General features: G+C 31.1%; 12 protein-coding genes. 3 read left to right on the top strand and 9 right to left on the bottom strand.

The window, feature by feature from the left end; translation table 11 throughout:
- Window positions 1–70: 70 nt before the first annotated feature.
- The 3 genes from ACQ3F0_RS15045 to ACQ3F0_RS15035 all read right to left on the bottom strand — a co-directional run bounded on the left by ACQ3F0_RS15045 (window position 71) and on the right by ACQ3F0_RS15035 (window position 3,592).
- The gene (locus tag ACQ3F0_RS15045) at window positions 71–1,897 is read right to left on the bottom strand and encodes a sensor histidine kinase (protein WP_428866143.1); all 1,827 of its coding nucleotides are present in this window, start codon (window positions 1,895–1,897) and stop codon (window positions 71–73) included.
- Window positions 1,887–2,648 (bottom strand): response regulator transcription factor, encoded by a 762-nt coding sequence (locus tag ACQ3F0_RS15040; protein WP_428866142.1) that lies wholly within the window; start codon window positions 2,646–2,648, stop codon window positions 1,887–1,889. The genes ACQ3F0_RS15045 and ACQ3F0_RS15040 overlap by 11 nt, the downstream gene beginning before the upstream one ends.
- Before the next feature lie 116 nt (window positions 2,649–2,764).
- Window positions 2,765–3,592, bottom strand: a complete 828-nt coding sequence (locus tag ACQ3F0_RS15035; RefSeq protein ID WP_428866141.1) for an AraC family transcriptional regulator — start codon at window positions 3,590–3,592, stop codon at window positions 2,765–2,767.
- A gap of 192 nt (window positions 3,593–3,784) precedes the next feature.
- Between ACQ3F0_RS15035 and ACQ3F0_RS15030 the strand changes: the two genes are divergently transcribed.
- The 3 genes from ACQ3F0_RS15030 to ACQ3F0_RS15020 all read left to right on the top strand — a co-directional run bounded on the left by ACQ3F0_RS15030 (window position 3,785) and on the right by ACQ3F0_RS15020 (window position 7,956).
- A complete protein-coding gene (locus tag ACQ3F0_RS15030; RefSeq protein WP_428866140.1) occupies window positions 3,785–4,906 on the top strand; it encodes a uroporphyrinogen decarboxylase family protein in 1,122 nt (373 codons plus the stop codon).
- A 79-nt stretch (window positions 4,907–4,985) separates the two neighbouring features.
- On the top strand, window positions 4,986–6,299 hold the full coding sequence (locus ACQ3F0_RS15025; protein ID WP_428866139.1) for a sigma-54 interaction domain-containing protein: 1,314 nt from the start codon (window positions 4,986–4,988) through the stop codon (window positions 6,297–6,299).
- A 304-nt stretch (window positions 6,300–6,603) separates the two neighbouring features.
- Entirely contained in the window at window positions 6,604–7,956 is a 1,353-nt protein-coding gene (locus tag ACQ3F0_RS15020) for an aspartate aminotransferase family protein (protein WP_428866138.1), read from the top strand.
- A gap of 106 nt (window positions 7,957–8,062) precedes the next feature.
- Here ACQ3F0_RS15020 and modA read toward each other — a convergent pair whose 3' ends face one another.
- From modA to ACQ3F0_RS14990, 6 genes are all read right to left on the bottom strand, one after another.
- The gene (gene modA / locus ACQ3F0_RS15015) at window positions 8,063–8,863 is read right to left on the bottom strand and encodes a molybdate ABC transporter substrate-binding protein (RefSeq protein ID WP_428866137.1); all 801 of its coding nucleotides are present in this window, start codon (window positions 8,861–8,863) and stop codon (window positions 8,063–8,065) included.
- The gene (locus ACQ3F0_RS15010) at window positions 8,847–9,281 is read right to left on the bottom strand and encodes an MOSC domain-containing protein (RefSeq protein ID WP_428866136.1); all 435 of its coding nucleotides are present in this window, start codon (window positions 9,279–9,281) and stop codon (window positions 8,847–8,849) included. The genes modA and ACQ3F0_RS15010 overlap by 17 nt, the downstream gene beginning before the upstream one ends.
- Before the next feature lie 64 nt (window positions 9,282–9,345).
- Window positions 9,346–10,407, bottom strand: a complete 1,062-nt coding sequence (locus tag ACQ3F0_RS15005) for an ABC transporter ATP-binding protein (protein ID WP_428866135.1) — start codon at window positions 10,405–10,407, stop codon at window positions 9,346–9,348.
- A gap of 10 nt (window positions 10,408–10,417) precedes the next feature.
- Entirely contained in the window at window positions 10,418–11,197 is a 780-nt protein-coding gene (locus ACQ3F0_RS15000) for an ABC transporter permease (protein ID WP_428866134.1), read from the bottom strand.
- Between the two features lie 7 nt (window positions 11,198–11,204).
- Window positions 11,205–12,227, bottom strand: coding sequence for a molybdopterin-binding protein (locus tag ACQ3F0_RS14995; protein WP_428866133.1), 1,023 nt, complete (start codon window positions 12,225–12,227; stop codon window positions 11,205–11,207).
- A gap of 64 nt (window positions 12,228–12,291) precedes the next feature.
- Window positions 12,292–12,669 (bottom strand): iron-sulfur cluster assembly scaffold protein, encoded by a 378-nt coding sequence (locus tag ACQ3F0_RS14990; protein WP_428866132.1) that lies wholly within the window; start codon window positions 12,667–12,669, stop codon window positions 12,292–12,294.
- Window positions 12,670–12,673 lie beyond the last annotated feature (4 nt).

Below are 12,673 nucleotides of genomic sequence, written 5' to 3'. Positions count from 1 at the left end.
GTAAACTATAGATAAGGTATCACTTTTTGATGATATATTCTTTTGATAAACCTAAGAGTATCATTTCATATTATTTGTTATCATATTCTGTTGTTTGTCTTTGCATGGGAATATTAAAAGTAACTGTAGTTCCCTCTCCATGTTTACTTGTAATATCAAGTTTAGCTTCCAGTCCATACATTAAAAAAAGACGTTTACTAGTGTTTAGTAGTCCTATATGATTATGAGGTACATCATCAGATTCAAGCTTTTCCCTTATTTCTAAAAGTCTCTCCTCATTCATCCCCGCTCCCGTATCTACTACAGAAAACTTAATAAAGTCTCCCTGTTGAAAAATTCTTATTTTTATTTCACTCTTGCCTTCTTTCTCTTTTATGCCATGATAAATTGAGTTTTCAATTAAAGGCTGAAGTACTAAACGTATCATCTTATAATTCAGTATTTGTTCTTCATATTCCCACACTACATCAAACTTATCACGATACCTCACCTTTTGAAGTCTCAAATAACTCTTTGTATTTTTTATTTCATCTCTGATTGTAACTTCATCATCCTTGGTATGAAGTGAGTATTTTAATATATCTGACAAATTCTCAATCATGTCCGTAACCGAATTTGGTTTTCCAGTAAACTGAAAAGACTTCCAGTAAATTGTTTCTAAAGTATTATACAAGAAATGAGGATTTATCTGAGAATTCAGTGCCAAAAATTCTAGAGTCTTCTGCTTATACTTACGTTCTGATAACTGTACCTTAAAATATCTTTGCAAAATATTTGATTCAACTATCTTATTAGTTATATAACCATATTCATCCTTTGCATCTTCAATATATTCAGAAATATTTTCTCCTCTTTCAGCACAATCTAAAACTTTTATTATCTTTATTAGATGCGAAATATTTTTTTTCATTAAATAATACGTCAAAGTAATTCCAATAATTATTAAAACAATCAATATTACTACCACAAAATCAGTAAGTATAAAAGGAATTCTATACAGGTTCTTTTCTGGTACAATAGACAAAAAATTACACCCATATTGGTCCCATTTTAATTTAGATATGATATATGTTTTATTTCCTATTTTGTGACGTATATATTCTTTATCACTTTTAATAAATTCTTCTATTTTTAACTCATGTAAATATGGTAAATCCTTATTCTTAAAAATGATTTCATTATTTTCATCCGTAATAATAATACTTTGCTCAGGAAGGATATCGAGTTTATTTAAAAAATTGTCAATATACTTGGCATCAATATTGAGTACAATAACTCCTTGTTTTCTATTACCTGTATAAGCATTTATGGTACGATATATTGTAACCACTCTTTTCCCAAATTTATCGAATGAATATGACTTGATAATTCTACTTTGCAGCCAAGTATTTTTTTGCATACCCATTTCATTAAATTGTGTTTTCCACTCCATATCGTAATAAGCATCATTTGATATCAAACCTTCTGTTGTTGTTAAAACACGACCGTGATCATTCTCAAAAAAAACATAAATGGAGTGAATATAGTTTCTTGCATTAGCCGGTGCATCAATAAAATTACGGATTGACTCAAGTAATTTATATTCTTCTCTGTTTAATGTAGATTTCCTCAAAATATTTTTTAATTTAATAATTATTTCTGGGTTAGTGCTAAAATTTATATACAAAGAATCTATTTCGTTAAAAATTAATGCCACATTTCCTCTTGCCTGTTCGAGCATATTCATATTATTCTTTTTAATATTTTGCTGAACATACTGTTTAGTTATTCCAATAGAAATACCTCCTAACACAATTACCGGAAGTAACACTGGAATCAAAAAAAGTATAACATTTTTAAAAAATAGTTTTGATTTTTTTATGTTCAAATTAATGTGGTAATTCTCATTATTCTTCACTTTTATCACCATTCCTAAACTTACGTGGACTTTTTCCGAAGTACTTTTTGAATGCCCTGGTAAAATTCTTAGGGCTTGTATATCCTACCAGTTCACTTACCTCATAAGTTTTATACCTTATATCCAATAACAATTCCCGTGCTTTTTCCATTTTAATTTTCAATAAGTAATCCGAGAAATTTTCCCCTGTTCTTTCTTTGAAATATTTACTAAGATATGAAGGACTCATATTAACCTTTTCCGCTACATACTGCAGAGTTACAGACTGATAGTTGTTCTTTGTGATATTCTTTATTGTTATAATCATTTTGTCGTGATAGTATTTATCTTCCTCACATTCTTCCGCAGGTTTGTCCTTTTCCACATTGACCTCTTCTCTATCAAGTTCATCCCTTATTTTAAGAAATATGTTCAATAAATCAGCATATTTAGTCGGTTTTACAATATAATCCCTTACTCCAAAAACAAGAGCTTTCTTAGCATATTCAAAATCCTTATATGCACTTAAAAATATGACTTTTACTTCGCTATGCTGCTCATGTAATACCTGTGCAAGCTGTATTCCTGACATTACCGGCATTTTAATATCACTCAACACCACATCTACATGATTTTTTTGAATTATTTTCAACGCTTCCTTACCATTTTCTACATCTCCAATTACTTCAAAACCCGTTTCTTTCCATGGAAAATAGTTTCTTATTCCTTTTCTTATTTCATACTCATCATCTACTATCAAAATCTTATACATTATTTTCCCCTCCGATTTTAAAAGTCTATCATATTCATTTTTTTGCTTCAGAATCTCTATAGTTTGTCTAAAAACGTTTACTTTTAACTTTAACGCTATATATGCCTTTGTTCTCATCATTTCTCTAATTTGCTTGTGGATTTTTCCAAAAAACCTCTCGGGCTTATTCCTTCTATTTTTCTGAAAACTCTACTAAAATATAGCTCATCATCAAAACCCATTATATGAGCAATTTCTTTTATCTTTTTATCGCCTTCTACCATTAGTGATTTGGCAGCATCAATTTTGCACTGATTAATATACTTTATTGGTGTATAACCAGTATATACCTTGAATATTTGAGTAAGATAATCCGAAGATAAGCTTACTCTATCTGCTAGTTCATTCAGTATAATCTTTTCATTAAGATTATCATGAATATATTTCAATAATATATCCATCTTTAATCGTGACGAAGGATTCAGATTATTAGACCTTGCTTCGTCAAGTATATAGAATAGCAACTGCTGGAACAATGCCCTACAAATAAGTTCAAATCCCAACAATCTTTCATTCCAATATTTATTGAGTTTTTTCATTGTTTCAACTGCCATGTTATAACTTCCAATTTGTTGCACAGATTTTATAGGTATTTTCGTTAAACCAGGCTGAACTTTCCACTCATTATCACTATATCGCACACTAGAATAACTGAAATGAACAGCATAAAAGGCAAAAGGATTCCCCATATCAGATTCAAGAGAATGAACCAATCCAGGATAAAAATAAAACAACATACCACGTTTTGCACTATATTCTTGCCCTTCAATGATAATCCTTCCTTCTCCTTTTTCAATTAAAACAAATTCATGATCTTTAATCTTTCTAGAAGGAATCATCCATTTAGAAGTACACTTTCTATGCACGCTATAACTTATATGTGGTGTTATACCATAAGGATCCACGACCTCACCCTCCCCATATTTAAATAATTAATGTAATTTTATTATACAGTACATGCATTCTGAAATTCAATGTAGTTATAAAAAATATCATCTAGGTTTTATCCATATAACTCTGTTTTGTCTATTTTTTTTATTACTACAAAGTTATAAAATATCTTCATAAACTACTCGAACTTAATGGAGGTTATATTGATGCGATGGAATAGAGAAGAATATATTGAGTTAATGACTTTTGGCAATGCCAAGCAACAAATGTTTGTAGAACTTTTTGGTCCTCTTATAGGACTAGAGGATGAGTGGAAAATACAAGGTGCAACTAAAGGTGAATTAGATTTAGTTGACTTTGACTGGGACTATGTACCTGTTGTGAATTGCGGTGGGAATATTGGTATTAGAGGAGGATTCACTCCTAAAATTCTTGAAGAAACAGATGAACATATAATACAAACTGATGAATTAGGAAGAAAGACAAAGCTTTGTAAAGGATGTGCTACAATTCCGCTACCTATGGACTACCCTGTAAAAGATATGGATAGTTGGCTTAAGATAAAGCATTTATATGAATTTCATGAAGACCGTATAAATTGGGATAGAGTAAATGCAGCTATAGAAGCCCAGAAGAAAGGTGCTCTTGTGTGGGTGGAAATGTTAGGTGGATTTGACCTTCCTAGACAACTTTTAGGTGAAGAAAATATTTGTTTTTGTTACTATGATCAACCAGAACTTATACATGATATTTTAGAAACAGCGGGAAATACAGCATTTAAGGTTCTTGATAGAATCAGTGATAAACTTGTTATTGACAACTTATCTGTTCATGAGGATATGGCAGGTAAGTCTGGCCCTCTAATAGGACCGGATTTAGTATTGGAATTCATAAAGCCATATTATAGAAAAATATGGGATATGTTATCTTCAAAAGGTACTAGAATTTTCAGTCAGGATAGTGATGGAAACATGAATAATCTTATTGATGCTTTCCTAGAATGTGGTGTGAATGCAATTTTTCCACTTGAACCAGCTGCTGGAATGGATATGGTAGCTCTTAGAAAAAAATATGGAAATAAACTTGCATTCAAAGGCGGCATAGACAAACATGTTTTATATAAAAGTAAAGAAGAAATAAGAAAAGAATTAGAATATAAAATGCAACCTCTTATGCTTGAAGGTGGTGTTGTTTTTGGTATTGATCATAGAATACCAAATGGAACTCCTATAGAGAACTATAGATATTACGTTAATACAGCAAGAGAACTATTAGGTTTACCTCCAATAACAAAAGATAAAAAAGGATGGCAAAGAATGGCTTTTTGAAAAGATTAAGTTCAAACACATATTTATTTGTTATAATATATATAAACTAATTCAGTAGAAGGATATTAGGAGATATATAATGAATAAAGACGTACTAAATGAGATTCTTTTAAAGGCATTAGCTTCAGTAAGTGATGGTATCTCTATTTGTGATAAAGAGGGATACATATTATATGTAAATAATGCATGTTGTGAGATTGTAAGAGCTGACAAAGAAGAGCTTCTTAATAAGAAAGTAGATAGTCTCTCTCCAGACAAGCCCATGTTAACAGAGGTGCTTGAAAAGAAAAAAAGTATTATAGATGTAGAGTATTTTTGGAATTTTAAGGGTAGGAGGACCCATCTTATAAATTCTGGTTATCCTATCTTTGATGATGATGGTAATATCATCGGTGCCATAGATATATTCAGAAGTATTGAACGTTCTAGAAAACTTGCAAATACAATTGCAGGACATCAAGCATTTTTTACCTTTGATGATATTGTTGGAGAAAGTAATAATTTAAAAGAAATTATAAAATTAGCGAAGATATTTTCAAAAAGTAATGAAAGTATCTTAATATCTGGTGAAACAGGTACTGGAAAAGAATTATTTGCCCAATCTATACACAATTATAGTAATAGGAAACGGAAACCTTTTGTTGCATTAAATTGTGCAAACTTACCAAACGAACTTATAGACAGCGAACTTTTTGGATATGAAGAAGGTGCTTTTACTGGAGCTAGAAAAGGTGGAAAACCTGGAAAGTTTGAGCTAGCAAATGGAGGAACCTTGTTTCTTGATGAACTAGGCGAAATGCAGATACATATTCAAGCTAAATTATTGCGCGTACTTGAAACTATGTGTATAAATAGGATTGGTGGAAACAAACCTATAAATGTAGATGTAAGAATAATAGCTGCCACAAATAGAAAATTAGAAGAAATGGTTGAAGATGGACAGTTTAGAAGAGATCTCTACTATAGATTAAAAGTTTTATGTCTTGAAATTCCACCTTTAAAAGAACGGGAACATGACATATTATTACTCTCAGACTATTTCTTAAAAAAACTTTCAAAAAAAGAAAATAAACACATTAAGGGAATAGGTAATAGAGCTAAAGAAATGCTCATGAATCACAATTGGCAAGGAAATATTCGAGAGCTTGAAAATGTAATATCTAGATCCATTTTTATATGTGACGGGGAATGGATTACAGAAAAAACACTTTTTATGGCTGGATTTAAAGAACCAATATACGAAGAGATAATAAAAAAGCAATCAATAAAAATAAATAAGAATATTTTAATAGATACATTAAATTCAACTGAAGGAAATAAGAAGAAAACTGCTGAAATTTTAGGTATTTCTAGGCCAACACTATACAAATTTTTGAAAAAGTATGATTTATAACAAAGTGTAAAGCATTTACATGTAAACGCTTTACACTTGATATTTTAAGTAAGAACCTTATAATCAGTAGTACTTCAAAAGAGAAAAGTATCCAAGTGTAAAGCAGTTTACAACTTGGATACTTTTCTCTTTTTGTCTTTAAGTACGATATAACGTTGATACTAAGAGCCTTAAGACATATTCATATGCCTAAAGGCTCAACATTCATATTTTGGAACGATTATTGCATATAAAATATTAAAGAACAAATATGCAAACTGAATTAAGGCATATGAATATGCCTATCTCAAAGGGGGAACCAAAATTGAATAAAAGTATTGATAAATGTATATCGATTGTAGAAAAAGATAAAGAAATGTATGCACAAGCAGGTAAACTTCCATATTTCCCATTGGCCGTAAAGAAAGGACATGGGGCAATAATCGAAGATGCTGATGGCAACGAATATATTGATATGCTTGCAAGTGCTGGTATGCTTAACACAGGTCACTCTCATCCAAAGATTGTAGAGGCAATTACAAATCAAGCAAAGGATTTTGTTCATTATATTTATCCTTACGTATATCATGAACCACTTGTGAAACTTGCAAAAGAAATTATAAATATTACTCCTGGAGATTTCGAAAAAAGGATTATATTTGGACTTACAGGGTCTGATGCTAATGATGGAATGATAAAGTTTGCAAGGGCATATACAGGAAGAAGTAAAATAATATCTTATATTGGTGCTTATCATGGTTCAACATACGGAGCCATTTCTCTTTCAGCATTGAATCTTAATATGCGCAGGAAGATTGGTCCTCTAGTTCCTGAAATGCATCATATCCATTATCCAGACTGCTATCGTTGTAGATTTGGTAAGGAGGAATGTAACTGTAATTTAGAATGTATTAAAGAACTCCAAGAATCATTTAAATATTTTTTACCCCCAGAAGAAGTTGCTGCTATATTATTAGAACCTATTGCTGGAGACTCAGGATTTATAATACCACCTAAGAAGTACATAGATAAACTTTATAGCATATGTAAAGAAAATGGTATATTATTTGTAGTTGATGAAGTACTGCAAGGATTCGGAAGAACTGGCGAATGGTTCGGAATCGATAATTTTGATATAGAACCTGATATGGTTGTGCTTGGAAAATCAATTGCATCAGGCATGCCTTTGAGTGCTATTGTAGGAAGGAAAGAAATTATGGAATCTCTAGACGCGCCTGCTCATACATTTACTGGAGCTGGAAATCCTATTTCTTGCAAGGCTGCCTTGGCAACACTTGAAGTCATAAGGGAAGAAGAACTTATAGAACATTCAAAAACTTTAGGAGAATATATGAAAACATGTTTTAAAGATATGCAAGAAAGGTATGAAATCATTGGAGATGTACGTGGCATTGGAATGACTATTGGGGTTGATCTTGTTAAAGATAGAATTACTAAAGAAAGGAATAATAATGCGGCAGCAAAAATTTGTTATCGTGCATATGAAAACGGAGTATTAGTTACTTTTGTTTCAAGTAATGTTCTAAGAATACAGCCCCCACTGGTAATAAAGAAAGAGCAGATTGATAAATCAATTGATATTATTGAAGAAGCTATAAAGGACTATTTAAAGGGTAATATCCCAGATGAGGTTTTGAAATTTTCAAAGGGATGGTAATACTTAAAATACAAACAACTAGTTGACGGTTGACAGTTTTCAGTTGACAGTACTGGAAGAAAATCATCCTTTACTGTCACTTGTAAACCGTCATCAGAGGTAATCTCTATTCTGCTTTACCAAAACCATATTTTTCAAAGATTTTATAACCACTTTCTTCTGTAATCATATTATATAAAGCCTGTACATTTTTATTGTTTTCAGAGCCTTTCATACTTCCCATCCAATATGCAGCTTTTACATTATATTTTTCAGAAATCTCAATTACTTTCAACTTATCTTTATTATCCATAGTTACATCTGAACCGTATACAAATGCAGCATCAGCCTCTCCAAGTACAACTTTCGCTACCACTTGCTTTACATTATTTTCTTCTGAAACTACATTTTTTAACACTTTCTCTTTATACTCATTGCCAAGACTTTCATCATATGCCTCTAAAACTTGTAATGTATAGTTACCTACAGGAACTTCTTTTTGAGCTATAACTAATTTACATTCATTGATTAAATCTTCAGGTTTTTCTATTTTTGCTGGATTATCTTTTGGAACAACAAGAACTAATGAATTAGAAAGAAAGTTTACCCCTGATGCAATCATCTCTTTTTCATTTAAAGCCTCATAGTGCTTTTTATTTGCGGATAAATATAAGTCTACTTCCATGCCTTGCTCAATCTGTGTTCTTAAACGACTTGAACTATCTAAGTTTAACTGTATCTCTACATTTGGATTTTCTTTTTCAAATACTTCTTTTATTTCTTTCATACTTTCAGTAAGCGATGATGCTGCAAAAACAGTAATAGCTTCCTTTTCTTTATTGCAACCACTAATACCTACAACAATAATCAATAAAATTACTGGAACAATAATTTTTTTTAAAAATTTATCTTTATTTAGAAATGACACTAATCACATCCCCTTCTTTTATGTTTCCACCTTTTAAAACACGTGTGAAAATTCCTTCTCTTGGCATAATACAATCTCCTATTACTTTATAAATGTCACAGTGTGCATGGCACTGTTTGCCGATTTGTGTTACTTCTAGTTCTACTTCTTCTGTCTTTAATATTGTTCCAACTGGAAGCTTAGCTAGATCTATTCCTTGCACAATGATGTTTTCTCCAAAGTCTCCATCTTTTACATCTACGCCTCTTTTTTTAAACGCATCAATCTTTTCATAAGAAAGTAAACTCACCTGTCTGTGCCAATTTCCAGCATGTGCATCTCCTTTTATTCCATGATTTTCTACAAGTACTGCTTCATGAAAATTTTTCTTTTGTATACCCTTCTTTTCACTCATACAAACGGCTAATATTTTTCCCATTTTCAGCTTCCTTTCTTATGATCCTATTTGAAATATTTTTAATAAAATATATTGATAATTTTTTTTAAGCAATTCCTAAAGGAGTAATGTTACTTTCTTTTAATAAAATTTGTATCTTATCTCCAATTTGTATATCCTCATTATGATCCACATGATTTGGGAATAACATTTCTAATTGAAGAAAATTTATATCCAATTTAATTTGTAGTTTACAACTTTCAATGCCATAAATCTTTTTGTTTACTACTCCTTTGAAAATATTATCATTGTTCTCTTTTTTTAATTTATCATCTTTTATAAAAATAATATCTTCAGGTCGAATCCCTAAAAGAATCTTCTCTCCTTTTTCATAATTCAGAGGAAGAGTTCTCAAAATTGTATTTCCAACTGAAACTGAATTTTTATCAACCACTTCACCTGCTATAATATTTTTCATACCAACAAATTTTGCAGTTTGAATATTTCTTGGTCTTCTAAATACCTCTTCTTTAGAACCTATCTGTAAAAACTCACCTTTATTCATAACAGCAATTTTATCTCCAAGGGCATATGCTTCTTCTAAATCATGAGTTACAAAGACCATAGGTATTTGGAGTTCTTCTTTAATATCCAGCAATAATTCTCTCAATTTTCTTCTTCTTCTATTATCTAATGCACTAAAAGGTTCATCCAATAACAAAATTCGTGGTTTTATCATTAACGCTCTAGCAATAGCTACTCTTTGCTGTTGCCCCCCTGAAATTTCGTAAGATTTTTTATCCTTAATATGCATAATTCCTGAAATCTTCAGGAGATTTTGCAGTTTAGACTGTTCTAGTCCATCTTTTACTCCATAGCATATATTCTCCATTACATTCATATGAGGGAACAGATTACTTTTTTGCTGAATATATCCAATATTTCGCTTATATATAGGAATATTTATCTCATCTTCACAATAAATTATTTCTTCATCAAAAGTTATTTTTCCACTGTCGGGAGTAACTACACCTGCAATCAAATTAAGCAATGTTGATTTTCCACATCCAGAAGGCCCTAAAACAGTGAGAATTTCTCCTTTTTGTAAATCAAAATCAGCATCTAAACAAAACCCTTTCCATTTCTTTAAAATATTTATATTAAGCATAAGTATACTCCTAACTTTTCTGTGAAATTACCTTTAATAGTATTAATATTCCTAAAGAAATCACTACTAAAACTACAGCAATTGCCATAGAAAGATTCATATCTCTTTCCATTGCAGTATAGATTGCTAAAGGTAATGTTTGTGTTTTACCTAGCAAATTCCCTGCAAACATAATTGTTGCACCAAACTCTGCCAAGGATCTAGCCCAAGCCATAACTGCTCCAGTTAAAATTCCGTTCCAAGATAAAGGCAATGTTACTCTTTTAAAAACCTGCCATGGTGTATCTCCTAAAGTAGCAGCCGTGATTTCTAAATCTTTATCTACTTGCTCTAAAGCATTCTTAACAGATTTTATAAAAATGGAACCAGCAACAAAAACTTGTGCCATTACAACAGCTATAAATGAAAAAGGTATTTGAATACCTAAAAGATAAAGGTATTTTCCTAATATCCCGTTTCTACCAAAAGTTATTAAAAGTAACAAACCTGCTACCGCTGGTGGAAGTACTAATGGCAAATCAAATATTATTTCTAAAAATCTTTTTCCTTTAAAAGAGTATCTTGCCATAACAAAAGCAGTGGGCAACCCAAATATAATAATAATAATTAATGAAAAAAATGTACTTTTAAAACTAATAAGGATAGCATGAATTACCAATGTATCCCTTAAAGATTTTATTGCATTTATCCAAGGAGATAAAAACAAAGAGATTATCGGAAGCCCAAGAAAAATTGCGCTTACTCCGTAACAAAAATATAAAATTATTCTCTTCACGTTTTTATCTCTCATAAACAAACTACCACCCTTTTCCGAAACTACAATTAGGATATCTACATACATCACATTCTAGACATAGTCCGCCATGTCCATATGCTGCAAGATCCTTTTTAGTAATTTTATCTCCTGCCAAAACTCTTGGTAAAACTAAATCAAAAATTGTAGTTTTCGCATACATAACACATCCTGGTAGTCCTAAAATAGGTGTTTTGCCTCTATAAGAAAGTAAGAACATTGCTCCTGGAAGTACTGGCGCACCATAAGAAATAATTTCTGCACCTGTTTTTTTGATACCAATAGGTGTAACATCATCTGGATCTACTGACATCCCTCCTGTGCACACAACCATATCAGCACCTTTTTGAATTAATTCTTCTATTGCCTGGGAAATCATATCACTGTCATCATACACAATTTTTTGTTCTATAACTTCACAGTTGTAATGCTCTACTTTTTTTCTAATTACAGGTCCAAAAGCATCTTTAATTCGACCGTGGTAAACTTCATTTCCTGTAGTTACTATCCCAACTTTTAATTTATCATAAGGCATTACTTCAACAATAGTTTTACCCTCAGTAATTTTTTCAGCTTCTATTATTTTTTCTTCATCTATAATAAGAGGAATCACTCGAGTTGCTGCTAATTTATCCCCTTTTTTTACTGGATAATTATTATGCCTTGTTGCAATAATTATTTCACCTATAGAATTTACTTCCATTAATATTTCTGTATTTATTTTTAATAACCCATCATACTCTGCAATAAAAGAAATTTTCCCTTCTTTTACCTCGCTAAAACTTATTCCTTTTCCAGCTGCTAAATCTTTAAGACGCTCTGCTGCTTCATTTTCATGTAGTGTTCCCTCTTTATGCTCCCACACATATATATGATCTTTTCCTAGTGAAAGTAAAACTTTTACATCTTCCTCTTTAATGATATGGCCTTTTTTGAAAGCTCTATCTTTTATTTCACCTGGAATAATTTGTGTAATATCATGACATAAAACTGAGCCAATTGCATCATGTACATCGATTTTTTTCATGTATATATCCCCCTATATCCTCACTACTATATTTAAAATCTTTTATTAAGTAGCGCCTTAATTTTTAAGATTTTTTTCCTATTTTCTTTGCATAATCAGCAATTGCTTTCTTTAATGCTGTAGCACCAAGTACTGAACAATGTCTTTTTTCTTTTGGCAATCCTCCAAGTGCGTCCATAATATCTTTTTCTGAAATAGCATAGGCCGCCATAACAGGTTTTCCTTTTGCTAAAACTGTTATCATACTACTAGATGCAATAGCTGCACCACATCCATGAACTTTAAATTTAATATCTTTTATAAACCCATTTTCTACTTTAAGATATATTTTCAAATAATCCCCGCAATGAGGGTCTCCTACTCCACCTACCCCATCTGCATTTTCAATAGTTCCTACATTTTGTGGATTTCTAAAATGCTCCATTGTAATATCTGTATACAAATAT

The sequence above is a fragment of the Clostridium sediminicola genome (assembly GCF_050402865.1).
Classification (GTDB): Bacteria; Bacillota; Clostridia; order Clostridiales; family Clostridiaceae; genus Clostridium_AF; species Clostridium_AF sediminicola.
This window is presented reverse-complemented; position numbering and strand designations above follow the sequence as displayed.

What these genes read in the sequence shown, in the direction of transcription:
- ACQ3F0_RS14995 (WP_428866133.1), bottom strand. Translation starts at nt 12,227, where the DNA reads ATGAAAAAAATCGATGTACATGATGCAATTGGCTCAGTTTTATGTCAT.
- ACQ3F0_RS15025 (WP_428866139.1), top strand. Translation starts at nt 4,986, where the DNA reads ATGAATAAAGACGTACTAAATGAGATTCTTTTAAAGGCATTAGCTTCA.
- ACQ3F0_RS15040 (WP_428866142.1), bottom strand. Translation starts at nt 2,648, where the DNA reads ATGTATAAGATTTTGATAGTAGATGATGAGTATGAAATAAGAAAAGGA.
- ACQ3F0_RS15030 (WP_428866140.1), top strand. Translation starts at nt 3,785, where the DNA reads ATGCGATGGAATAGAGAAGAATATATTGAGTTAATGACTTTTGGCAAT.
- ACQ3F0_RS15005 (WP_428866135.1), bottom strand. Translation starts at nt 10,407, where the DNA reads ATGCTTAATATAAATATTTTAAAGAAATGGAAAGGGTTTTGTTTAGAT.
- ACQ3F0_RS15000 (WP_428866134.1), bottom strand. Translation starts at nt 11,197, where the DNA reads ATGAGAGATAAAAACGTGAAGAGAATAATTTTATATTTTTGTTACGGA.
- ACQ3F0_RS15010 (WP_428866136.1), bottom strand. Translation starts at nt 9,281, where the DNA reads ATGGGAAAAATATTAGCCGTTTGTATGAGTGAAAAGAAGGGTATACAA.